We start from the raw sequence: 21457 nt of genomic DNA, 5'->3' as shown, positions 1-21457 counted from the left end.
CGAGCTGCCATGTATGCATTCAACCGGTATGTATTTCATAAGAAGATGTGCTCTGCTGCATATGCCGAGTGGTGCAAGCTAGCTCGGCATAATGGGCGGCCTGACTGATGCGGCTAAGGGTGGTTTATTTTTGTCTGACAGCACCTTTCTGGCAGCACCTTGACAAGACCTCTGCATTAATTAATTTTATCAGGTAAAATAAATTCCTGGGGTGGTGTCGAATGTACTTGGGATTGGATTTGGGAACGTCGGGTCTCCGCGGGCTTCTGGTAGATGACACCGGTCTTGTCTTCGGTGACGCCGAAGTCAGCGTTTTGACCTTGTCGCCCAAATCCGGCTGGTCCGAGCAGAACCCCCTGGACTGGATCAATGCTTGCCAAGAGGTTGTTAGGCAAATCCGCGCAAACAACGAGGAGGCTTTTTCAAACCTGCGCGGTATTGGCCTAAGCGGGCACATGCATGGTGCGACACTTCTGGATAAAAGAGGTGAAGTGCTAAGACCTTGCATTCTTTGGAATGACACGCGGTCAGCTGACGAGGCAGCGATACTGGATCAAACGCCGGGGATGCGCACAATCTCAGGAAACATAGTATTCCCGGGGTTCACAGCGCCAAAGCTCGAGTGGTTGCGTACGCACGAGCCAGATGTGTTCTCAAAGATAGACAAAGTATTGTTGCCGAAAGACTATTTGCGGTTTTGGCTGACAGGAGAATACATTTCGGACGTGTCAGACAGCGCGGGAACATCCTGGTTGGATGTCCAGAATCGGCAGTGGTCGGAAAAAGCTCTTTCCATGGGTCACATGCGGGTCGAACAAGTGCCTCTCTTGGTTGAGGGCAGTGATCCCGGTGGAGAGCTGAAGGATGAGTTGAGACAGGAGTGGGGGCTTTCGTCTCCGGTTGTCCTTGCAGGCGGCGCGGGTGACAACGCTGCGGCAGCTTGCGGAATCGGGAGCATTAACGACGGCGCGGGGTTCGTTTCACTTGGAACATCCGGTGTGTTGCTGGTTGCGAGGGAATCCTATGCGCCTGCTCCGGAAACTGCTGTGCACTGCTTTTGTCATGCCGTCCCCGAAAGGTGGATACAAATGGGCGTCATACTTTCCGCAACTAACAGTATGAATTGGTTGTCGCGAACTTTGGGTGAACCGGTGGAAAAACTCGCTGCAGCGTTACCCGGCAGGTTGAATGGGCCTTCTTCGATCACCTTTCTGCCATACCTTTCAGGAGAACGGACACCGCATAACGACAGCCGGATCCGTGGCGCATTTCTGGGCGTGGACGTGTCGTCCGAACCTAATGACCTAACCCAGTCCGTGATGGAAGGCGTTGCATTCGCAATGAGAGATTGTCTGGAAGCGCTGAAAAGCACCGGAACGCAGCCGCGAAGCCTAATGGCGGTTGGGGGAGGCGCGCGATCCCGGTTTTGGTTGGAAACCTTGGCCACAGTTCTGCAAGTTCCATTGGAAGTGCCCAAAGGTAGCGAATTCGGTGCAGCAATGGGCGCTGCACGCCTCGCAATTTGTGCTGCCAACGGCGCTGAACCGGCGCAAGTCATGACGCCTCCGGAAATCGAAGAATGTATCGAACCGCGCAACGACCTGATTGACGCCTACGAAAACGAATACAGGCGCTATAAGCAATTCTACACGGCGCTAGAGCCACTTGCAGCAAGATGAAACCAAAAACGAATACGCTTGATCAGATTGAAAGGGCTCTTCTTGCCGATGGGGATATGCGACTTTCTATCCTGAACTACGGGGCTATAACGCAGGGCTGGTGGTACAAGGGCGAACCGCTCATTCTTGGGTTCGAAGACCCAAAAGCGTATCTGACCGATACCCGTTACCTGGGCGCAATTGTCGGGCGGGTTGCAAACCGGATCGGCGGTGCAAAGTTTAACCTGGGAAGCACCAGTTTCCAGCTGAGCGCCAACGAAGGCGAAAACACATTGCATGGTGGAGAGGATGGGCTCTCCAAACAATTCTGGAACCTCGAACAGGTTGCTCAGAATGAGGTTTTGTTAAGCTACGTTTCACGCAATGGGGAAAGCGGTTTTCCCGGCGAGATCAGGTTTGAGGTCAGAATCTGCCTGCAGTTTCCGCGTTTGGTTTATTCGATGGTCGCGCAGCCCGACCGGCCAACACCGATAAGCTTGACGCAACATAACTACTACACTTTGGGTGGCTCAAAAGGAATTGATGCGCACAAGCTGAAGCTAGCTTCAAACCGATACTTGGAAATCGACGATCAGGGAATTCCTTCGGGCCAAGTGCGTGCCACCAAAGAAAGCGATCTGGATTTTTCAACACCCAGAACAATCGGAAGTGTTTCGGAGGCGATCGATCACTACTTCTGCTTCGATCACGATCATGACCCATCGGCTCCGGCCGCTAAGTTCACGGCACCCTCTGGTCTTACATTAAATGCCTATTCCGACCAACCCGGAGCACAGATCTATTCGGGGTACAAAAAGGCAAAATCACTTTGTGTTTCGTCCGGTTTGTGCATTGAGCCATCAGGCTACCCTAACGCACCCAATATCCCATTGTTTCCCTCAGTTATCTGCACCCCAGAGACACCCTACCGACAGGTGCTTGTTTTAGAAATCTCTGAGGATCAAAATGAGAGCTAGCTCGCTGTTTTTGGCTATCAGCGCGTCGATCGCGAACCTTGGTGGCGCGAACGCTCAGACGTTTGGCCCGCTGCCAGAGTTTCTTGAGCCAGATTTCGCGAGTGTCGAGCTTGGGCGCTTGCTGTTTTATGACCCGATATTGTCAGGGAACGAAAATATCAGCTGTGCGACCTGTCATCATCCCAGGCTAGGCACTTCAGACGGCCTTTCCCTTGGTATTGGGGAAGGGGGGATTGGGCTGGGCGCAGAGCGAAGTTTGGACCCAGAGAACACTCCTGAACAACGTATTCCACGAAATTCACCCGGGTTGTGGAACCTCGGGGCCACTGAATTTCAGACGTTTTTCCATGATGGCCGACTAGAGGCAGACCCAACGCAACCTGAGGGTATTAGAACTCCGCTGGGCACAAACATGAGATCCGGTTTCAAGTCGACGTTGGCGGCACAAGCAATGTTTCCGGTTTTATCGGCGGACGAAATGGCTGGTCACTACTCCGAGAATGACGTGAGCAAAGCGGTTCGCCTTGGTTTTCTGACACAGCAAGGCGGTGCGTGGGACCTGATAGCGACACGGGTCGCAGCAGTTCCTGAATACCGCCAGAGGTTTGAAGGTGTTTCGCCGGATGATGGGATCACATTCACGGCAATTGCCAATGCAATCGCGGATTTTATAGCCTTCGAATGGCGCGCGGATAACAGCCCGTTCGACCGCGCAATGCGCGGCGAGGCCGAGTTGCCGCAAGAAGCAGAACTCGGCATGGAGTTGTTCTATGGAAAAGCTGGGTGCAGCAACTGCCACTCGGGTTGGTTTCAGACGGATCACAAGTTTCATTCGATTGCGCTGCCGCAGATCGGTCCGGGTAAAGCGGCGCGATTTGAGAACCACGTCAAGGACGACGGCCGTCTTCGTGTAACCGGTGACCCGGAAGATGGGTTTGCGTTTCGAACGCCATCCCTACGCAACGTGACTCTGACGGCTCCATACGGCCATAGTGGAGCATACGCCCGGCTTGAGGACATGGTGCGCCACCATCTGGACCCGGTGACGTCTTTGCGAAACTACTCGATAGAGATGGCCCTGTTACCTGCTTTTCCGGGATCTGAAGATCATAATCCGTTGTTGGACGAACAGCACTTGGATGCGATCGCTGAAAGCAACAGCCTGCCAAAAGTTGCACTGACGGATCGAGAGGTAGTCTTACTTCTCAGCTTTCTGAAAAGCTTGGAAGACCCAGCCGAACGGCTAGGGATACCCGATCAGGTTCCAAGCGGACTGCCAGTGGATCAATGATCAACGGTGAATTCGAATGATCTGATTAGAGGGGTGTTCCAGCCATTCGCTAGCCTCTCCACCCGGCCAGATCACGCGAACCTGCGCTTGATCCTCATGCCCAAGTCCAAAATGGTGGAGCCCGGCGATACCACCGGCGTGGCCGCCGCCAACTGTTATCTCGCGAGTTTGAACACCCTGCGAGGTTCTGACTTCGATAAACCCGCCCACTGCTGCACGGTTGGATTGGTTCTGTGCGACATCAAGCAACAACCAATCTCCTCCCTGTGACGTGTTCTGGCTGACTTCCAGTTCCGAACCACGGTTGACGACAACAAGGTCCATACTCCCGTCGTTATTTAAGTCTGCAAGGGCTGCCCCGCGAGATTTCGCCATCGACGCAACGGCGGCGCTTGTCGAGGCTTCAAAGAACGAACCATCAGAGTTTTGCAAAAGCAGGTTGTTGGGATCGTTCAGGGCGGCGTCCGGCATTTGCTCAACATTGCCTTTGGCGACGAATATGTCGTCTCGACCATCATTATTCACGTCACTAAACTGCGCGTGCCACCCGGTTGATGGCCTTCCGTCATTACCGAGATGAGGCCGATGGGCTGTCGTGCCCTTTTCATAAGTAGCGTCGCGCCAAGTTGGGCCGTTAGTTTCAGGATCAAAAACCTGAAGTTTTTGGTCGCCCATAGACGTTAGATAGAGCTCGGGAAAACCGTCTCCGGTCAGATCTCGTGAGGCGATCCCCATTCCCCAGATTGAATAGGGTAGCCACCCTTCTTCGAGCGCATACAGCCGTGGTTCCGGTTCCATGGCCCAAAGTTGCTCTTGCCCGCCCCGCACGTAGTAGTGGCGGTCGTTACTGACACGAAGGTCCGCGCGCCCGTTTCGCGCCCAATCAGAAAACAGAATGGAAAGCGAACAAAACCCGGGTTCAAGCTGTTGTGGCTGTCGGTAACTGCGCCCTTCGGGGCGATAAAGCAGGGTCGGCCCGCAAGATTGGAATGGGCCTTCGGGGTCGAACCGATCAACATAAGTTCCAAACGCCAAGGTAGGTAAAGACTGCCCATCTTCCCAAGTGGCCGAGAAACCCGTCGTCCAGTGATCCTCGGACTGAAAACCAAGGTTTTCGAAAGGGCTGAATTGGCAGCCCGGATGGCCTTTGAGAAGGAGGTCTTTGCCTACACGCAAGATCGCTAAATCTATTAGGCCATCGCTATCCACGTCCAATGGATACGCCCCACTTACCCCGGTCAAGGACAGTTGGTCAGGCGTTTGAGCTTTAAAAGAGATCTCTTCCCGCGATGTATTTTTGAACAGTTGAGATTGATTTGATCCACCTGCCAGGAACAATTCGGGCAGTGCATCACCGTTGCAATCGAAAACGGCCAAGCCACCGCCAACGAAATGCTCCCAGCCGCCATCGTAAACATGCGACGGAACTTCAATGCTCACAAACTCGGGGATTCTTGTCTCCGCGTTGGCGACTGTGGCAAAAACCGATAATGCCGCAAGATCAAATCGCATTTGCTGCAAGTTCCTTAACTTTGAGGATCGAGATTTGTTCAATCCCGTACGCTGCTGCGCCCTTGGCCCACATCAGGTCACCCCAATGGTGCACTTTGATATCAGGCAAAGGCGCGTCCACGCTGACGACGCCACTTCGAATGCGGGTCATGACCTCATCCGTACAAAGATGTTCAAAGCTCTTTTGCGGGCCTGACACGATGATACACTCTGGGTCGAACAGATTGATCAGATTGGACACTCCAAGTCCGAACATCTGACCCGCCCGGGCAAGCACCGAAGCCGCTCTTTCATCTCCAGAAACTGCGCGATCCTGTATGTCGGACACGGTCTTTAGTTCGTTGTTTTGTCCTGTGACTGTCATTTCCCGGATTAAAGCGTAGTCCCCGACATAGGCTTCAAGGCATCCGCGTTGACCACACTGACACAGGGCTCCGTCAAGTTGCACTTTGGTGTGTCCAAACTCTGCCCCGCAGCCTCTTTCTCCACGGTACAGTTTGCCATCGAGAACGATGCCAAGACCAACACCATGTTCGATCGTGACGACGAGAAAGTTTTTCAGACCGTTACCCAGCCCAAACAACTGTTCGGCTTTCGCGACAAGGTTGGCATCGTTCTCTACGAATGCGGGGCAGGGCAATTGGTTTGAGAGTAAGTTGCTGAAATCAATGTTTCTTTCGGTTATCGATGATGACCAGTGGACAAAGTTTCTGCTTGCATCGACCTGGCCGGCTACCCCGATAGAAATGCCCGCCAGTTGTTCGACTGAGCCATCGATTTTTGCACAGGCTTCCGTAAGCGCATTGTGGATGGTCGAAACAAACTCTGCAGGCGGCATTCTGGCGTTGTTTAAGGGAAACTTGTGCGAAGTGACTTCGTTGCCCTCAAAATCGACCAGAATGATCGATATCATCTGCCGTGCCATCTTTAGCCCCGCCACAAGGAAAGACTGACCGTCCAATTGCAGCAAGATCTTGGGTCGGCCCCTTTTTCCGGACTTTGATTGCGCTTCGGCTTCAATCTCTTTGATTAGCCCTGCTGAGATGAGATCGGCAGTCGCCGCTGTCACGGTTGCAGGGCTGGTCTGCAAGGCCGTTGCGATCTCGATTCGCGGAACGGCACCCTTTGATCTGATGTGCTCCAACACCCGCAGGCGGGTTGTGTTTCTTTGTTCCAAAGAAATCGGTGAGGCTTTGCTTTTCAGCATCTTGTACTCGCGAATCTATTTGTTGGTCTAATCTATTTGAGATTTCGCGCGTCTTGTAGACTAAATATTTTACCGACTGAAATAAATATGATATTCAGAACTGTGAGAGCCGCGAATCGTGATGCGATGGCTCAGCAAATGGGAGGAAATCATGAAAAGAATTCTCAGTGTCTCAACTGCGGCCACCTTATTGGCCTCGGTTGCATTCGCAGAGCCGGTCGTCGGTGTAAGCTGGTCCAACTTTCAGGAGGAACGTTGGAAGACTGACGAAGCAGCCATCAAATCGGCGCTTGAAGCAGGTGGTGCTGAATACACCTCGGCAGATGCGCAGTCGTCTCCCGCAAAGCAGCTGTCGGACATTGAAAGCCTGATCGCCCAAGGTGTAGACGCGCTTATCATTCTGGCACAAGACTCACAGGCGATTGGACCAGCTGTTCAGGCGGCTGCCGACGAAGGTATCCCGGTGATCGCCTATGACCGTTTAATCGAAGATGATCGTGCCTTTTATTTAACGTTTGACAACGTCGAGGTTGGCAGAATGCAGGCCCGCGCAGTCTTTGAGGCGATGCCCAAGGGCAACTATGTCATGATCAAAGGTTCTCCCACCGACCCGAACGCGGATTTCCTTCGTGGCGGACAGCAAGAGATCATCGGCGCAGCAGTGGACAGCGGTGAAATTGTGATCGTTGGTGAAGCCTACACGGATGGCTGGTTACCCGCCAATGCTCAGCGGAACATGGAGCAGATTTTGACGGCCAATGAAAACAACGTGGACGCGGTTGTCGCTTCGAATGACGGCACGGCAGGTGGCGTTGTGGCCGCTCTGACCGCGCAGGGCATGGAGGGAATTCCCGTGTCGGGTCAGGACGGAGACCACGCTGCATTGAATCGGGTCGCGTTGGGCACTCAAACCGTTTCGGTTTGGAAGGACGCCCGTGAGTTGGGTAAGGCAGCCGGTGAAATCGCGGTCGCACTCATCGGAGGCACAAGTCCCGCAGATGTCGACGGCGCAGTCAGCTGGACTTCACCCGGGGGCACAGAGATGAACTCGGTCTTCCTTGCACCGGTACCGATCACCAAGGACAACCTTTCAGTAGTTGTTGATGCAGGATGGATCCCACTTGAAGATCTATGCCAGGGCGTGGAAAACGGCCCTGCTCCCTGCAACTAAACTTCACAGTCCCTGGCCCTTTTGGGGCCGGGGACCCTTGCTGACTATGAAAGATCGGAAATGACCGAAACTTCGTCTCAGCCGATACCAGAAAAAGCAAAACCCAGCCTGTTCCAACAGTTGGAACTGGATATGCGGCTTTTGGGAATGATCGGCGCGTTTGTCATCCTTTGCATTGGGTTCAATATCGTCACGGATGGGCGGTTCCTGACACCACGCAACTTGTTCAACCTGTCTATCCAGACAGTTTCGGTCGCCATCATGGCGTGCGGGATGGTGTTCATCATCGTCACGCGGCACATCGACTTGTCGGTCGGAGCGCTGTTGGCAACAACCTCGGCAGTGATGGCGATGACACAAACCGAGCTGCTGCCGCATATGCTGGGAATGGGTTTGAACAACCCGGCAACTTGGGCGATTACGATAGTTGTTGGGCTGTTTGTGGGCACATTGATTGGTGCATTCCACGGCTGGATGGTCGGCTATCTTACGATACCGGCCTTCATTGTCACTCTCGGTGGGTTTTTAGTCTGGAGAAATGTGGCGTGGTATTTGACCAGTGGTCAAACCATTGGTCCGCTGGACAGCACATTCCTAATGTTCGGCGGTACAAACGGAACAATGGGTGCAACGACAAGCTGGCTATTCGGGCTTTTCGCTACCGCAATCGCTATATGGGCCTTGTGGAGCGGACGACGGGCAAAAGCTGCACACGGTTTCCCTGTCAAACCGATCTGGGCCGAGACCACCATGGCTGGGATAATCGCGATTGCGATCCTCGGATACGTTTTCATCGTCAATAGCTACGCCATTCCAACGCGTCGACTGCAACGTATGTTCGAAGCGCGCGGAGAGACGATGCCCGAAGGGCTTGTTGTAGGGTACGGCATTCCAATTTCGGTGCTGATATTGATTATCGTTGCGGTGACTCTGACGATCGTGGCGCGGAAAACCCGGTTTGGCCGATACATCTTTGCCACTGGCGGCAACCCGGATGCAGCAGAGCTTTCTGGCATCAATACACGGCTGCTGACCGTGAAGATTTTTGCTCTTATGGGTTTCCTGTGCGCCGTTTCAGCTGTCGTCGCCTCGGCGCGTCTGGCAAACCACTCGAACGATATTGGAACGCTGGACGAACTGAGGGTCATCGCAGCCGCAGTTATCGGTGGGACCGCTTTGTCAGGTGGCATCGGCACCATCTACGGTGCGATCCTCGGCGCACTGATCATGCAAGCGCTTCAATCAGGCATGGCCATGGTCGGCGTTGACGCGCCTTTCCAGAACATCGTGGTCGGCAGTGTTCTCGTGCTGGCCGTTTATATCGACATCGTCTACCGCAAGCGACTGGGGGCAAAGTGATGCAAGCTCAGGATACGCAGAAATCCCCCGCCAACTCTGGTCGTGGTTCTGGCGCGCCGCCATTGGTCGAGATGCGTGATATCTCGATTTCTTTCGGCGGAATCAAGGCAGTAGACCATGTGTCGGTCGATCTCTTTCCGGGTGAAGTCGTTGGTTTGCTTGGACATAACGGGGCCGGAAAGTCTACTTTGATTAAGGTTCTGTCCGGCGCCTATCAAATGGATCACGGCGAAATTTTGATTGATGGCAAACCGGTCGAGATCGGCAATCCCCGTGATGCGCGAGCAAACAATATCGAAACCATTTACCAAACGCTTGCGCTGGCCGACAATCTGGACGCAACTTCGAACCTTTTCCTGGGGCGCGAGATGACGACGCCTTTTGGGTTGGTCAACGACGCGGCCATGGAGGCCGAGTGCCGAAAGATCATGGCGCAGCTCAACCCGAACTTTCAGAAGTTCAATGATCCTGTTTCCGCGTTGTCGGGGGGGCAAAGACAATCTGTGGCGATTGCTCGGGCCGTCTATTTCAACGCCCGCATACTGATCATGGATGAGCCCACGGCGGCGTTAGGCCCGCATGAAACGCAAATGGTGGCGGATCTGATACACCAGTTAAAGGCGCAAGGCATCGGAATTTTCCTGATCGATCACGACGTGCATGCGGTTATGGAACTGTGCGATCGCGCCTCGGTCATGAAAAACGGGAAATTGGTTGGCACCGTGGAAATTGCAGACGTCACAGACGACGATCTGTTGTCGATGATCATTCTCGGCAAACAGCCAGCACAAAAAGCAGAGTAGGGGGCAGAAATGCCAAGCGGATTTTTTGAAGGGATCGAGCAGATCCAGTTTGAAGGTGTTGAAAGCAAGAACCCGATGGCCTTTCGGTATTACAATCCGGACGAAATTGTCATGGGTAAGCGTATGGAAGACCATTTGCGGTTTGCAGTGGCTTGGTGGCACTCATTTGCTTGGGAGGGAGGAGACCCCTTTGGAGGGGCGACCCTGGAACGCCCATGGCATCCGCAGGATAATATGGGGCGAGCCCGCCTGAAGGCAGACATCGCTTTCGAAATGTTTGAGATTTTGGGCCAGCCGTTTTTTTGCTGGCACGACGCCGACATCCGGCCCGAACAAGGAAATTTTGCCGACAATCTGAGAACCCTGGAAGAAATCACCGATTATATTGGTGAAAAGATGCGCGTGTCTGGTACTAAGTTGCTTTGGGGGACGGCCAATATGTTCAGTCACCGCCGGTGGATGGCTGGCGCCAGCACTAACCCTGATCCCGACGTTTTCGCGTTTGCCGCAGCAACTGTAAAGTCATGCTTGGATGCGACCCATAAACTGCGTGGCGAAAACTATGTGCTCTGGGGCGGACGTGAAGGGTACGAGACCCTGCTGAACACGGATTTGAAAACCGAGTTGGACCACATGGGCCGGTTTCTGAACATGGTCGTGGAATACAAACACAAGATTGGGTTCAAGGGCACCATTCTTGTGGAACCCAAACCTCAGGAACCTTCCAAGCATCAATACGATTATGACGCGGCAACCTGCATCGGATTTCTTCGGAAATACGGGTTGGAGAACGAAGTAAAGCTGAACCTAGAGCAGGGACACGCAATCCTTGCGGGGCATAGCTTCGAGCATGAAATCGCGGTTGCTTCTTCAGAGGGTATGTTGGGTTCGATAGATATGAACCGCAACGATTACCAATCTGGGTGGGATACGGACCAGTTCCCGAATAACACGCCAGAGGTTGCTTTGGCATACTACTACATTCTGAAAGCTGGTGGATTTACAACCGGGGGCACAAACTTTGACGCCAAAATACGCCGGCAATCGATTGACGCCACCGACTTGTTGGCAGCTCATATCGGCGCCATGGACATATGTGCGCGTGGTTTGAAAGCAGCGGCTGCAATGATTGAAGACGGTGGTTTGGATCGAGCGCTGTCAGAACGGTACTCTGGTTGGAGCGCACCCGGGGCGGCGTCAATGTTGGACTGCAGCCTGGAAGAAATCGCCGCTCGAGTTGTTCATGAAGGGATCAATCCTGAGCCAAAATCAGGACGCCAGGAAATACTAGAGAATTACGTGAACAGGTTTGTGTGACCAAGGAAACTGATACATAGGGACAGGTTTCCAGGCGGGCTATGCTTGCGGCAGACCCCTGAGTGATATCCGGGTGCGCTAGTCTCTCTGAGAATCATCGTGGCGAGTCTAGTTCGTTGGCTGACAAACTTCGCTGGTAAGACTGCCCAATCCTGCCAATGGGTTACCAAATTGCGCCAAAGCCTTTTGTCCCTTCTGATTTTTCGTGTGGGAATTGAGAAGGTTCGAGGCTGGGTTCCAAAGGCCAGCGATGAAGACGCGCTGTCGATGGCACATGCACCGTGACGCAGGTGTTGAAAATCTCGCTGGTAGCAGGTGCTCAAGTGTGCGGGCCTGCCCAATGATTATCTGTCTGCCTAAATCCGTGGCGCCACTCTGCGTGATTGCATTGCCCTGTGAGGCGCGGTCAAGTCTGAATATGGCAAGGCTTATGTGGCTATTCACCTTGGGCAGACAGTGGCGCGGACCCTTCGTGCCGCTGATTTTTGCCTTTTCCTGCATCTCGAGTATCGAGATGAGCCTGACCCGGCTGACTGTGTTCAAGCCGCTGATGAGGTCGATCAAACTGGATGTCGACCGCCGCGAGGACAGGGTGGTCGCCACCTATTCCTCTGGCGACCAAGATGTTTCCGCCCCGCCCACCGCAGCTCGTCTCGAAGCGGTCGATTTCATGGAATGTTGATGGGTATACCTGCTAACATATCGTTGCAGGTGAAACGATATTGGCTTATTCTACGCGAAGCATGCAACTCGATGATTTTTTTCCATACCGATTGGCTGTCGCGTCCGAAGCGTTCTCAAGAAACCTTACGGACGTCTATGAGCGCGAACTGGGCCTCTCGCGTGAGGAATGGCGATTGCTGTTTCTGCTGGCAAATGTAGAAAGCATGACGTCGCTGGACCTCGCACGGCGGACGACACTTGATAAAGTACAGGTCAGCCGGGCGGCCAAACGCCTTGATGAAAAGGGGCTGATCGTTCGTGAAACCTCAGACGAGGATCGTCGAATCCGGGTTTATCGCTGCACGCCCGAGGGGTTTCGCCAGTTTCAGCATCTAGAGCCAAAAGTGCGGGAACGGGCCAACCGTATGCTTGATGCGCTGACCCCCGAGGATCGCGAAGCGCTGGAGCAGGGAATATCGGCGCTTATGATCGTGGCCAAATCCGACTGAAATAAAGGACAGAGGTCAAAATGACCTCTGCCCATACCTGTCACGGCCGATCATGGGCCGAAAGCAGCGTGCCCACGCAGGATCCAAACCCGACACGATGGTCCTTACCGTGCGCGGCACCGCGCAGTGTGAGCTTATCGCCATCTTCCAGAAAGCTGCGCTCGTCTCCGCTGTCCAGGGTCAGAGGCTCTTTGCCGCCCCAGCTAAGCTCCAGCAGGCTGCCGCGATTTTCCTTTTCAGGGCCGGAAATTGTGCCTGATCCCAGCAAATCCCCCACTCGCATCGGGCAGCCGCTGGTCGTGTGATGGGCAAGTTGCTGAGCCGCGGAATAATACATTTCGTTGTAGTTGGTACGCGCGATAATCGTCTCTGCCGTACCATCAGGTGCCAGCCCGACCTCAAGGGCGATATCATAAAGCATCGGGCCGGGTTCCTGCAAATAAGGAAGCAGCTCTTTTTCGCGCTCGGGTGTTGAGGTGCGGAAGGGTTCCAGCGCCGCTTTGGTGACGATCCACGGGCTGATCGTGGTCGCGGTGGCCTTGGCCTGAAACGGGCCAAGCGGCTGATACTCCCATGCCTGAATGTCCCGCGCGGACCAGTCGTTAAGAAGAACATAGCCAAAAATCATGTCATCGGCCTGCTGAACCGATACAGGCCCGTGCGAAGGTTGCCCAACGATTGCGCCCATCTCCAGCTCCAAATCAAACCGCCGGGACGGGGCAAAGATCGGCGCGTCCATATCAGGGCTTTTGAGCTGGCCCCACGGGCGGCGTATGTCCGTGCCACTCACCACGATCGATGACGCACGTCCGTTATAGCCGATCGGAATGTGCAGCCAGTTCGGGGGCAGGGCGTTTTCAGGGCCACGGAACATGGTGCCGACATTGAACGCATGATTGCGGCCTGCATAGAAATCCGTGTACTCGGCGACGTCGAACGGCATGGCCATCGTGGCGGAGGCCATCGGAACAAGATAGGCGGTCAATTCGTTCTGACGGTCAGATCCTGCGGCCAGTGCCTCGGTCAAAGTAGCGCGGAATTGGCTCCAGACCTGAGCCCCAAGCGCCATGAACCCATTCCATGACCCGCTCGAAAACACTAACGCCTCGGGCAGATCAAGTTTGCCGTCCATCTCCATCTGCGTCACGTCGAGGATCATGTCTCCGATAGCCACGCCACAATGCGGCGCGCCCGCGCCGGTTCTGAAAACACCATAGGGCAGGTTGTTTAGCGGGAAGTCGGTCGCGGCCGAGTTGGCGCTTTCGACCCAAGAGGGCAAGAGTTTCGTCATGGTTACACCTTTAAGCCGCGTCGGGCTGATTTTCGGGGCGGGCGTTGTTGAACGCCGTAAGGGAAAGGGCGCGTTCCTCGATCTCGAGAAGGCGGGGGAAGGGGGACATATCAACGCCCCAGCGATGCGCGTTATAAAGCTGGGCTACGAGGCAGATGTCGGCGAGGTCGGGACAATCCCCGAAACTGAACGTCGTCGCCTTTGGCAGCAGTGCTTGATAGGCGGTAAATCCTTCGGTCATCCAATGGCGGAACCAATCAAGCTGGTCATCCGCCGAAAGCCCCATGTGGGTCTTGAGGTGGGTCAGGACCTTGAGGTTGTTCACCGGGTGAATGTCTAACGCTATGGTCTGCGCAGCGGCCTGAACGCGGGCGCGTTGGAGCGGTTTTGTCGGCAATAGCCGAGGCTCAGGGACGATAGTGTCCAGATACTCGATAATCGCAAGCGACTGGGTCAGAACAGTGCCGTCCTCAAGAACAAGGGTCGGAACACCCTTGCAGGGATTAAGTGCCGCGTAGTTGGGGGCACACTGCTCTCCGGCGACCAGATTGACCGGGCAGGTTTCATAGCTGAGACCTTTGAGATTCAGAGCAATCCGGACCCGGTATGAGGTCGTAGAACGCCAATAGGAGTAAAGTTTCATGACCTCATCCAGCAAGTCTTAGCGCATAGTCAAAACCTGACGGCTTCAGGTCCCGCGCCGGATCAGACACCCGGCGCGGGAAAGTGCATCAGGCGCTTTTGTTGAGTTCTTTGGCGTGCAGCCAATCAGCGTGTTTCGGTGCTTTCTTGGTTTTCGACCAATCTTCGAGCATCAGCCATTTCACCTCGTCCATCCGTGCCAGCATCGCTTCTTCCTCTGGGTCGGGGCAGGCCAGTTCGATCCGGTGGCCTGAGGGATCGAAGAAATAGATTGAATGAAAGATCGAATGGTCGGTGACTCCAAGAACTTCGACGCCGTTGGCCTCGAGGTGTTCTTTGAACTCGATCAGGGTTGCGCGGTCCTTGACCTTGAAGGCGATGTGCTGAACCCAGATCGGAGTATTCGGGTCGCGGCCCATTTCAGGCTTGGTCGGTAGTTCGAAGAACGCCAAGACGTTGCCATCACCGGCATCCAGGAACAGATGCATGTAGGGGTCCGGCTCGTGGGTCGAGGGCACATGGTCCTCGGCAATGGCCAGAATGAAATCCATGTTCAGCATCTTGCCATACCACTCGACGGTTTCCTTGGCATCTTTGCAGCGATAGGCGACGTGGTGAATTTTTTCGATTTTCATCGTGTCTTCCTTTCCGAATGGGTTGGGTTTGGGTGGTTCACATCAGTCCCACAAGCCAGAGCGACAGTGAGGGAATGAGGATGAGCAGGGCCAGCCGCAGGATGTCGGCGATCCAGAAGGGCAGGACGCCCTTGAAGATGGTTGCCAGCGACACGTCCTGAAGAACGCCTTTCAGTACGAAGACATTCATGCCGACCGGGGGGGTGATCAGGCTGATCTCGGTCGCGACAACAACGACGATGGCGAACCAGATCAGCGCGTTTTCGGGATCGAGCAACAGTTCGTTGGCGAACTCCAGCTCGAACATCAGCGGATAGAACACTGGCACCGTCAGCAGGATCATCGACAGGCTTTCCAGCACGCAGCCAAGCACCATGTAGACCACGATGATGAACACTATCACCGCCCATACGGGCATTTCGTTGTCGATCACAAAACTGGACAACGCATCGGGCAGCCCGGCGAAGTTTATGAAATTGGTGAACAGCTCGGCCCCGATAATGACGGCGAAGATCATCGCAGTAGCTCGGATGGAATCCATCGTGGCGGCGAAAAACCCACCCCATGTCATGGACCGCAAGGCTACAGCAATCAGCACCGATGCGCCTGCACCCATACCTGCCGCTTCGGTTGGGGTGAAAAACCCGCCGTAGATCCCGGTCATGATGAACAGGAACAGGCCCAGCACACAGAAGACGCCAACCAGGTCGGTCCGGCTCATCGGTTCGGTGTTTTCTTCTTCGGGCGCCAGCGCAGGGTTTACACGCACCGCAACCATGACCGCGCCAAGATACAGGAGCACACCGATGATGCCTGGTATGATGCCAGCAATGAACAGTTTGGCGATGTTGGTTTCGGTCAGCAGTCCATAGATGATCAGGATCACCGAGGGCGGGATTAGGATACCCAGCGTGCCGCCAGCCGCGATGGAGCCGGTTGCAAGGCGGTCATCATAGCCAAACTTGCGCATCGAGGGCATCGCGACCTTGGACATGGTCGCAGCCGTCGCCAGTGAAGACCCGCACACCGCGGAAAAGCCCCCGCAAGAGAAGACGGACGCCATGGCAAGGCCGCCGCGCAGTTTGCCAAATAGCCGGTCAGCACCCGCAAACAGGCCATGTGCGACGCCGGATCCAGCCAGCACGTTGCCCATGAAGATAAAAAGCGGAATGACTGACAGGCTGTAGGACAGTGCGGTATCGAAAGCCACTTGGCCGGTCATCGCCCAAGCCGGTTCCCAGCCGCGCATATAGGCAAAGCCGAATCCACCAACCGCCGCCATGGCAAAGGCAATCGGCACCCGCAACAGGATCAACCCCAGAAGGACGGCAAAACCGATGAGTGATTCAATCATGGCAAAGCCTCCGGAGACGCTTGATCGGAATTGCGCTCTTTCGGCGGTTGCAGGCCGCGCAAAAAGGCGATGAAGGCCGAGACCATGCAGGACACGCCCGCCAGATATCCAAAGGGGGCCAGCGGGATCTCCAGCGCGTTACTGACCGCGCCGTCATGGGCCGCCTTGGCCGCATGGGTAAACAGCCGCCAGGCGAAGGTGGCCAGAAGGGCGGCGGAAAACAGCCCGGCAAAGGCGGAAAGCAGACGTTGGGTATGCTTGCCGAGAACCATGTTCAGCAAGTCGACCTCGATATGCTCGCGCCGCTCTGTTGTCAGCGGCAAAGCCAGAAAAACAAGGGCTGCAAGCAGAATTTCGGTAAGTTCGAATGCACCGGATAGTGGTGCATTCAGAAAGTAGCGCCCGATCACATCCACACAGGTGATGAGAATGAGGCAGAACAGGATCAGAGCGGCGCCGGCACCAAGCGTCCTGTCAAGCAGCAGCCCGATGTCCAGCCCCTCTTCCGGGGGCTGGTCGGGGAAACGATGGCGAAGCCGCTCCATGGATCAGAAATCCACACCAGCCTGCTTGCGCAGTTCTTCGAGGGCTGCCGCTCCGTCATAGCCATCAGCCGAAATTGCCTCGGACCATGCAACTTCGGCGTCAGCCGCCCGGGACTTGATCGCATCAACCACGGCAGCCGGAGCTTCGTAAACCGTGATCCCAGCCTTTTCAGCAGCTGCGCTGCCTTTTTCGTCGGCTCCGATCCAGGCCTCGCCAACCAGCGTGGCAAAAGCCTCGCCCGAGATCGCTTCGATCGCGGCCTGGTCTTCTGCGGAAATCTCGTTCCACTTGTCTTCGTTCATGACCATGAACCAGGTTGTGTTATAGAGACCGCCGGGCACTTTCATCGTGTATTTGACGTCTTCGGTCAGCTTGAACGCGGCCAAGGCATCATAGGGGAAGGTGACCCCGTCGATCACGCCGCGCGACAGCTTCTCATAGACCTCGCCCGAGGACATGAAGAGGGTTGTTGAGCCCATGCCCGACATCAGATCGGAAATATAGCCACCGGGGACGCGGATCTTCAGACCGGCAAAATCGTCGGCGGTTTCAATTTGACGGACGTTGTTGTGCAACATGCCCGGGCCGTGCACGAACAGACCCAGAAGCTTGGTGCCTTCATGCTCTTTCTGGGCTTCCAGCGGACCGGAATACACGTTCCAGAACGCTTTGGAACCAGCCACGGCGTCATCGCCGATGAACGAAAACTGGCCGATACGCGACCGGGTGAAACGGTCATCGGTGGTGAACGAGTGCAGACCATAGGTGATGTCGGCAACACCGTCGGCCGCCATGTCGTAATGCGCGGGCGGCGGGCCCAGCGGTTTGGCCAATACACGGACCGTCACGCGCCCGTCGGTGACTTCTTCGACCTGCTTGGCCCAGGGTTTGATCGCGCCAGTCACGATCGGGTGGCGCGGTGGTAGCCAGCTGGACAGGGCCAGAGTGGTGTCGGCCATCGCGCTCGATGCGAGCGACAGGGCGATGGAAGTTGCGCCGACGCAGGCGAGGGCGCGGGTTTTCAGGTTCAGTTTCATAGTTTCCTCCCTATGAAGTGTCAGATTTCAGCAGCTTTGATCGCTTCGGTCAGAACCGAGCGTTCGCCGATGTGGTTAGCCAGTATCAGGATCAGGCGGGCGCTTAATGCGTCGCTTTGGTCTTTTTCCAGCCCGTCATGAGCGGCCAGAAGCTCGGCGTAGAAATCATCGACGCCATCAATGTTAGGGGTCAGGATCAAATCAGTCATGAGGCTTACTCCTTGCCGACCGCGCGCCGGATCGAAGCGCGGATCGCATTTTCGTCAAAGCCAGGCCGGCGAGAGGCCACGTGTTGATCCGGGCGGATCAGGTAAACCGCGCTGTCGGCCTCGCCCAGATACCGCTTTTTTAGAGCGCCGGTTTTGTCATCCTTGACCGAAAGCGCCAGGCGCGTGACCTGAACACCGTCTTCCTCGATCATATCAGGGGCATCGGCGTCGATGGTCAAAAGGATGAATTCGTCGCCGAGTTTGGACAACAGGAAATCGTCGCCCAGCGGCGCATCAGGGCAAACCGATCCGGGGCGCGATTGTGCGGGGCCGTTCAGGGCATCTGCAGAGTTGAGCGGCGACCCGTCATAGGTGCAAGGCACCGACAGGCGACCGGAATTCACCATGGGGCGCGCAAATTCGTACTTTTCGGACAGCGAAAGCACGGCGTCGCGCAGAATGCGGCTCGTTTCGGACTTTGGAGTGATGAAATCCGTCGAACGGGTCGAATTCAGGATGTTTTCATCCGCGCCATGGATGCGTTCAACGTCGTAAGTGTCCAGCAAGCTTTCTGGGGCTTCACCGCGCATCACCATGCCCAATTTCCAGCCGAGATTGTCGACATCCTGCATGCCCGAGTTGGCTCCGCGTGCGCCAAAAGGTGAAACCTGATGCGCTGCGTCCCCAGCAAAGAACACGCGACCGTGGCGGAAACTGTCCATGCGCTTGCACTGGAACGTATAGATTGACGACCAGACCATGACATATTCAACACCTTCGCCCAGGAACGCGTCGAGACGGCGGCGGATGTTCTCCTCTTTCATCTCTTCGGCCCGGTCGACATCCCAGCCGATCTGGAAATCCACGCGCCAGACGTCGTCGGGTTGCTTGTGCAGCAGGGTGGACGCACCCGACCCGTGGGTCGGTTCGAACCAGAACCAGCGTTCGGTCGGAAAGCTGTCGTTTTTCATCTTGATGTCGGCAATCAGGAAACTGTCCTGGAAAACTTTGCCGGTGAAATCCAGATCCAGCATCGTGCGCAACGGCGACGAGGCCCCATCACACCCGATCAGCCAGTCCGCTTCGAGCGTATAGGGGCCATCCGGTGTCATGATGGAAAGGGTGACGTGATCATCGTGCACTTCGACGGCATCCACGCGGTTCTTGCCGCGGATTTCAATCGGAGCTCCTTGCGCCTGCAACTCCTCAAAGCGGTCGAGCTGGTAACTTTCGTAATAGGGCTGCTGCATGTTGATGAAGGCGGGATATTCATGGCCTTCCTCGGGCAGCAGGTTAAACTCGAAAACTTGGTCGTCTTTGTGAAAGACCTTGCCGAGGTTCCAAACCACCCCTTTGTCGACCATCGGCTTGCCACAGCCATAGCGGCCAGCAACCTCTAGACAGCGTTTAGCAAAACAGATCGCGCGCGATCCCATGCCGACACCTTCGTGGTCGTCCAGCACCAGTGTCGGAATGCCCTGCCGCCCAAGATCAAGCGCGGTGGCCACGCCAATCGGTCCCCCGCCCATCACCACGACGGGATGGCGGACCGGTGACACGGCGTCTTGATCGGTCGATTTCTCATAGGGATAACGCTTGTAGGCAAGCGTGTATCTGTCATCGAACATCGGTTTTTTCCTCTGGCTGCGCGCGTTTCACTTTGATTGGGCGTCCGACCGAATGACCGGGCCAATAGTTTTAACCCTGCAGGGCCTCCCACATCTCAAGGTCGCGCTGAGCGGTCCAGATGCGTGGGGTGTCGATGCCGCGGGCCTCGTCATAGGCGCGGGCGACATTGAAGGGCAGGCAATGCTCGTAAATCGCATAGTCGGCGAATTTCGGATCGCATTCGGCACGCACGGCGTCCCAGGCCTCTTTCAAAGACCCGCCACGGGCCGCAACCTGTGACGCTGGTCGATAGGTGCTTTCGACGAAATCACGCGTGTTCTCGATGGCGGCATTCACCATGTCCTTGCCGACCAGAGCATCCCCACGACCCGGTGCGATGGCATCGACGTCAAACCATTTGATCTGGTCCAGCGTGTCGCCCCAATCATTGAAATGCCCGTCACCGCAATAGCAGGCCGAGTGGTATTCCACGATATCACCGGTGAACATGACGTTCTGATCGGGCACGTGAATGACGATATCGCCTGCGGTATGTGCGCGGCCAAGATGCATCAGATCGATCCGGCGATTGCCCAGATAAACGGTCATCGTGTCGCTGAAGGTGGTGGTGGGCCAGGTCAGGCCGGGGATGCTCTCATGCCCTTCGAACAGGCGGGGGAAGCGTTGGAATTCGCTGTCCCAGTCTTCTTTGCCCCGTTCCACGACCATCGCGCGGGCCATGTCCGACATCAGGATCTGTTGCGCGCCAAAGGCGCTGGCGCCCAGAACGCGGACCGCGTGATAATGGGTCAGCGCCACATGGGTGATCGGTTTGTCGGTGACGGAGCGCACACATTCGATCACCTTGTTGGCCAGACGCGGCGTGGCCTGCGCCTCGACGATCATCACACTGTCATCGCCGATAATAACGCCTGAATTCGGATCGCCCTCGGCGGTGAAGGCATACAACCCTTCGCCAACCTCAGTGAACGATATTTTCTTTTCCGACATGTCCCCCTGGGACGCGAATGCCTTGGCCATGAGTATCCTCCAAAGACGCGATGCAGCTGGAATTCGGTTCGTTTTTTGCGGATTCGGCTACATCGTTACATTTGCAACAATCTCGTTTCATTTGAAACGAAAGTCAACGATAAACCGACTCTAAATGATGCAGGGGTGCCCATCCCCTTGTTATCAATGGCTTGCCTGACCCCTTTAGATGCTCGCTTGGGTGAGCTTGAGTCGTTGCAACATGTATTCAGCCGGAATTTGCGGCACGCCGTTACAGCTTCGACCGGATTTTTAGTGCGGCTGGTAAGATGTCTAAACAGTCGGTTCGTAGTTTTCTGGCGTCCAGCGGAATTGAATTTTCTCCCTCATGCATACTTGATGATCAGGGGTATCCGACTCCACGTACCAATGCAGGAAATCATCTCGGTCTTCATTGCGAAGGGAGGGCGCAGAAAGCCAATTGGAAAAGTGGATGCCCGCATCCGTACTTGCATCAACGCATCTGCGCTCTGATCATCTTCCAGAACGCGGCGCTGTTTGATTTCGATCTCGAATGTCTTCAGCCGGGAGTACAGCGCCGGATCAACCTCGCTGTACCGCAAAAGCTGTAGCTACTTACGATCCAGCAACGCCCGCCTAACACAGACTTGCAGCTGA

General features: G+C 55.4%; 21 protein-coding genes. 10 read left to right on the top strand and 11 right to left on the bottom strand.

Going from position 1 to position 21457, the window contains the following annotated elements; genetic code table 11:
* The first annotated feature begins 221 nt into the window (after positions 1–221).
* The 3 genes from xylB to ACR0IM_RS22280 are packed head-to-tail and all read left to right on the top strand — an operon-like array spanning position 222 to position 3926.
* Complete coding sequence (gene xylB, locus ACR0IM_RS22290) at positions 222–1679, top strand: xylulokinase (protein WP_480683263.1); 1458 nt, start codon at positions 222–224, stop codon at positions 1677–1679.
* Positions 1676–2635 (top strand): aldose epimerase family protein, encoded by a 960-nt coding sequence (locus tag ACR0IM_RS22285; RefSeq protein ID WP_480683262.1) that lies wholly within the window; start codon positions 1676–1678, stop codon positions 2633–2635. The genes xylB and ACR0IM_RS22285 overlap by 4 nt, the downstream gene beginning before the upstream one ends.
* Positions 2625–3926: a cytochrome-c peroxidase gene (locus ACR0IM_RS22280; protein WP_480683261.1), complete on the top strand. Its 1302-nt coding sequence runs from the start codon at positions 2625–2627 to the stop codon at positions 3924–3926. The genes ACR0IM_RS22285 and ACR0IM_RS22280 overlap by 11 nt, the downstream gene beginning before the upstream one ends.
* Here the strand turns inward: ACR0IM_RS22280 and ACR0IM_RS22275 are convergent, their stop codons facing one another.
* Positions 3927–5438: a CRTAC1 family protein gene (locus ACR0IM_RS22275; RefSeq protein WP_480683260.1), complete on the bottom strand. Its 1512-nt coding sequence runs from the start codon at positions 5436–5438 to the stop codon at positions 3927–3929.
* On the bottom strand, positions 5428–6645 hold the full coding sequence (locus tag ACR0IM_RS22270) for an ROK family protein (protein WP_480683259.1): 1218 nt from the start codon (positions 6643–6645) through the stop codon (positions 5428–5430). Before ACR0IM_RS22270 ends, ACR0IM_RS22275 begins: the two co-directional genes overlap by 11 nt.
* 151 nt (positions 6646–6796) lie before the next feature.
* Between ACR0IM_RS22270 and xylF the strand changes: the two genes are divergently transcribed.
* The 6 genes from xylF to ACR0IM_RS22240 all read left to right on the top strand — a co-directional run bounded on the left by xylF (position 6797) and on the right by ACR0IM_RS22240 (position 12467).
* Positions 6797–7816 (top strand): D-xylose ABC transporter substrate-binding protein, encoded by a 1020-nt coding sequence (gene xylF / locus ACR0IM_RS22265; RefSeq protein ID WP_480595839.1) that lies wholly within the window; start codon positions 6797–6799, stop codon positions 7814–7816.
* A 60-nt stretch (positions 7817–7876) separates the two neighbouring features.
* Positions 7877–9175: a sugar ABC transporter permease gene (locus ACR0IM_RS22260; protein WP_480595841.1), complete on the top strand. Its 1299-nt coding sequence runs from the start codon at positions 7877–7879 to the stop codon at positions 9173–9175.
* Positions 9175–9978 carry an ATP-binding cassette domain-containing protein gene (locus tag ACR0IM_RS22255; protein WP_480643254.1) on the top strand — a complete coding sequence of 268 codons (804 nt, stop codon included), beginning with the start codon at positions 9175–9177 and terminating at the stop codon, positions 9976–9978. Before ACR0IM_RS22260 ends, ACR0IM_RS22255 begins: the two co-directional genes overlap by 1 nt.
* Positions 9979–9987: 9 nt before the next feature.
* Positions 9988–11295, top strand: a complete 1308-nt coding sequence (xylA, locus tag ACR0IM_RS22250; protein WP_480643256.1) for a xylose isomerase — start codon at positions 9988–9990, stop codon at positions 11293–11295.
* Between the two features lie 472 nt (positions 11296–11767).
* On the top strand, positions 11768–11977 hold the full coding sequence (locus tag ACR0IM_RS22245) for a hypothetical protein (protein ID WP_480643258.1): 210 nt from the start codon (positions 11768–11770) through the stop codon (positions 11975–11977).
* 61 nt (positions 11978–12038) lie between these two features.
* Positions 12039–12467, top strand: coding sequence for a MarR family winged helix-turn-helix transcriptional regulator (locus ACR0IM_RS22240; protein WP_480643260.1), 429 nt, complete (start codon positions 12039–12041; stop codon positions 12465–12467).
* Positions 12468–12507: 40 nt separating this feature from the next.
* Here the strand turns inward: ACR0IM_RS22240 and fahA are convergent, their stop codons facing one another.
* From fahA to ACR0IM_RS22195, 9 genes are all read right to left on the bottom strand, one after another.
* Positions 12508–13758 (bottom strand): fumarylacetoacetase, encoded by a 1251-nt coding sequence (gene fahA, locus ACR0IM_RS22235; RefSeq protein WP_480643261.1) that lies wholly within the window; start codon positions 13756–13758, stop codon positions 12508–12510.
* 10 nt (positions 13759–13768) lie between these two features.
* Positions 13769–14401 carry a maleylacetoacetate isomerase gene (gene maiA / locus ACR0IM_RS22230; RefSeq protein ID WP_480683258.1) on the bottom strand — a complete coding sequence of 211 codons (633 nt, stop codon included), beginning with the start codon at positions 14399–14401 and terminating at the stop codon, positions 13769–13771.
* A gap of 88 nt (positions 14402–14489) precedes the next feature.
* A complete protein-coding gene (locus tag ACR0IM_RS22225; protein WP_170516642.1) occupies positions 14490–15035 on the bottom strand; it encodes a VOC family protein in 546 nt (181 codons plus the stop codon).
* Positions 15036–15072: 37 nt separating this feature from the next.
* Positions 15073–16389, bottom strand: coding sequence for a TRAP transporter large permease (locus ACR0IM_RS22220; RefSeq protein WP_480595856.1), 1317 nt, complete (start codon positions 16387–16389; stop codon positions 15073–15075).
* Complete coding sequence (locus tag ACR0IM_RS22215; protein WP_480683257.1) at positions 16386–16934, bottom strand: TRAP transporter small permease; 549 nt, start codon at positions 16932–16934, stop codon at positions 16386–16388. Before ACR0IM_RS22215 ends, ACR0IM_RS22220 begins: the two co-directional genes overlap by 4 nt.
* A 3-nt stretch (positions 16935–16937) precedes the next feature.
* On the bottom strand, positions 16938–17972 hold the full coding sequence (locus tag ACR0IM_RS22210; RefSeq protein WP_480683256.1) for a TRAP transporter substrate-binding protein: 1035 nt from the start codon (positions 17970–17972) through the stop codon (positions 16938–16940).
* Positions 17973–17992: 20 nt separating this feature from the next.
* Positions 17993–18181, bottom strand: a complete 189-nt coding sequence (locus ACR0IM_RS22205; protein WP_170406772.1) for a DUF2783 domain-containing protein — start codon at positions 18179–18181, stop codon at positions 17993–17995.
* A 5-nt stretch (positions 18182–18186) separates the two neighbouring features.
* Positions 18187–19809: an FAD-dependent oxidoreductase gene (locus ACR0IM_RS22200; protein ID WP_480683255.1), complete on the bottom strand. Its 1623-nt coding sequence runs from the start codon at positions 19807–19809 to the stop codon at positions 18187–18189.
* A gap of 70 nt (positions 19810–19879) precedes the next feature.
* Positions 19880–20830: an MBL fold metallo-hydrolase gene (locus ACR0IM_RS22195; protein WP_480595864.1), complete on the bottom strand. Its 951-nt coding sequence runs from the start codon at positions 20828–20830 to the stop codon at positions 19880–19882.
* A gap of 278 nt (positions 20831–21108) precedes the next feature.
* Between ACR0IM_RS22195 and ACR0IM_RS22190 the strand changes: the two genes are divergently transcribed.
* A complete protein-coding gene (locus ACR0IM_RS22190) occupies positions 21109–21411 on the top strand; it encodes a hypothetical protein (protein ID WP_480683254.1) in 303 nt (100 codons plus the stop codon).
* The last annotated feature ends 46 nt before the right edge of the window (positions 21412–21457 follow it).

Source organism: Ruegeria sp. BF6 (genome assembly GCF_056538665.1).
This window is presented reverse-complemented; position numbering and strand designations above follow the sequence as displayed.

What these genes read in the sequence shown, in the direction of transcription:
- ACR0IM_RS22275 (WP_480683260.1), bottom strand. Translation starts at nt 5,438, where the DNA reads ATGCGATTTGATCTTGCGGCATTATCGGTTTTTGCCACAGTCGCCAAC.
- ACR0IM_RS22255 (WP_480643254.1), top strand. Translation starts at nt 9,175, where the DNA reads ATGCAAGCTCAGGATACGCAGAAATCCCCCGCCAACTCTGGTCGTGGT.
- maiA (WP_480683258.1), bottom strand. Translation starts at nt 14,401, where the DNA reads ATGAAACTTTACTCCTATTGGCGTTCTACGACCTCATACCGGGTCCGG.
- ACR0IM_RS22220 (WP_480595856.1), bottom strand. Translation starts at nt 16,389, where the DNA reads ATGATTGAATCACTCATCGGTTTTGCCGTCCTTCTGGGGTTGATCCTG.
- ACR0IM_RS22210 (WP_480683256.1), bottom strand. Translation starts at nt 17,972, where the DNA reads ATGAAACTGAACCTGAAAACCCGCGCCCTCGCCTGCGTCGGCGCAACT.
- ACR0IM_RS22205 (WP_170406772.1), bottom strand. Translation starts at nt 18,181, where the DNA reads ATGACTGATTTGATCCTGACCCCTAACATTGATGGCGTCGATGATTTC.
- xylF (WP_480595839.1), top strand. Translation starts at nt 6,797, where the DNA reads ATGAAAAGAATTCTCAGTGTCTCAACTGCGGCCACCTTATTGGCCTCG.
- ACR0IM_RS22190 (WP_480683254.1), top strand. Translation starts at nt 21,109, where the DNA reads ATGTCTAAACAGTCGGTTCGTAGTTTTCTGGCGTCCAGCGGAATTGAA.
- ACR0IM_RS22270 (WP_480683259.1), bottom strand. Translation starts at nt 6,645, where the DNA reads ATGCTGAAAAGCAAAGCCTCACCGATTTCTTTGGAACAAAGAAACACA.
- xylB (WP_480683263.1), top strand. Translation starts at nt 222, where the DNA reads ATGTACTTGGGATTGGATTTGGGAACGTCGGGTCTCCGCGGGCTTCTG.
- ACR0IM_RS22215 (WP_480683257.1), bottom strand. Translation starts at nt 16,934, where the DNA reads ATGGAGCGGCTTCGCCATCGTTTCCCCGACCAGCCCCCGGAAGAGGGG.
- ACR0IM_RS22225 (WP_170516642.1), bottom strand. Translation starts at nt 15,035, where the DNA reads ATGAAAATCGAAAAAATTCACCACGTCGCCTATCGCTGCAAAGATGCC.
- xylA (WP_480643256.1), top strand. Translation starts at nt 9,988, where the DNA reads ATGCCAAGCGGATTTTTTGAAGGGATCGAGCAGATCCAGTTTGAAGGT.
- fahA (WP_480643261.1), bottom strand. Translation starts at nt 13,758, where the DNA reads ATGACGAAACTCTTGCCCTCTTGGGTCGAAAGCGCCAACTCGGCCGCG.
- ACR0IM_RS22280 (WP_480683261.1), top strand. Translation starts at nt 2,625, where the DNA reads ATGAGAGCTAGCTCGCTGTTTTTGGCTATCAGCGCGTCGATCGCGAAC.
- ACR0IM_RS22285 (WP_480683262.1), top strand. Translation starts at nt 1,676, where the DNA reads ATGAAACCAAAAACGAATACGCTTGATCAGATTGAAAGGGCTCTTCTT.
- ACR0IM_RS22200 (WP_480683255.1), bottom strand. Translation starts at nt 19,809, where the DNA reads ATGTTCGATGACAGATACACGCTTGCCTACAAGCGTTATCCCTATGAG.
- ACR0IM_RS22195 (WP_480595864.1), bottom strand. Translation starts at nt 20,830, where the DNA reads ATGGCCAAGGCATTCGCGTCCCAGGGGGACATGTCGGAAAAGAAAATA.
- ACR0IM_RS22260 (WP_480595841.1), top strand. Translation starts at nt 7,877, where the DNA reads ATGACCGAAACTTCGTCTCAGCCGATACCAGAAAAAGCAAAACCCAGC.
- ACR0IM_RS22240 (WP_480643260.1), top strand. Translation starts at nt 12,039, where the DNA reads ATGCAACTCGATGATTTTTTTCCATACCGATTGGCTGTCGCGTCCGAA.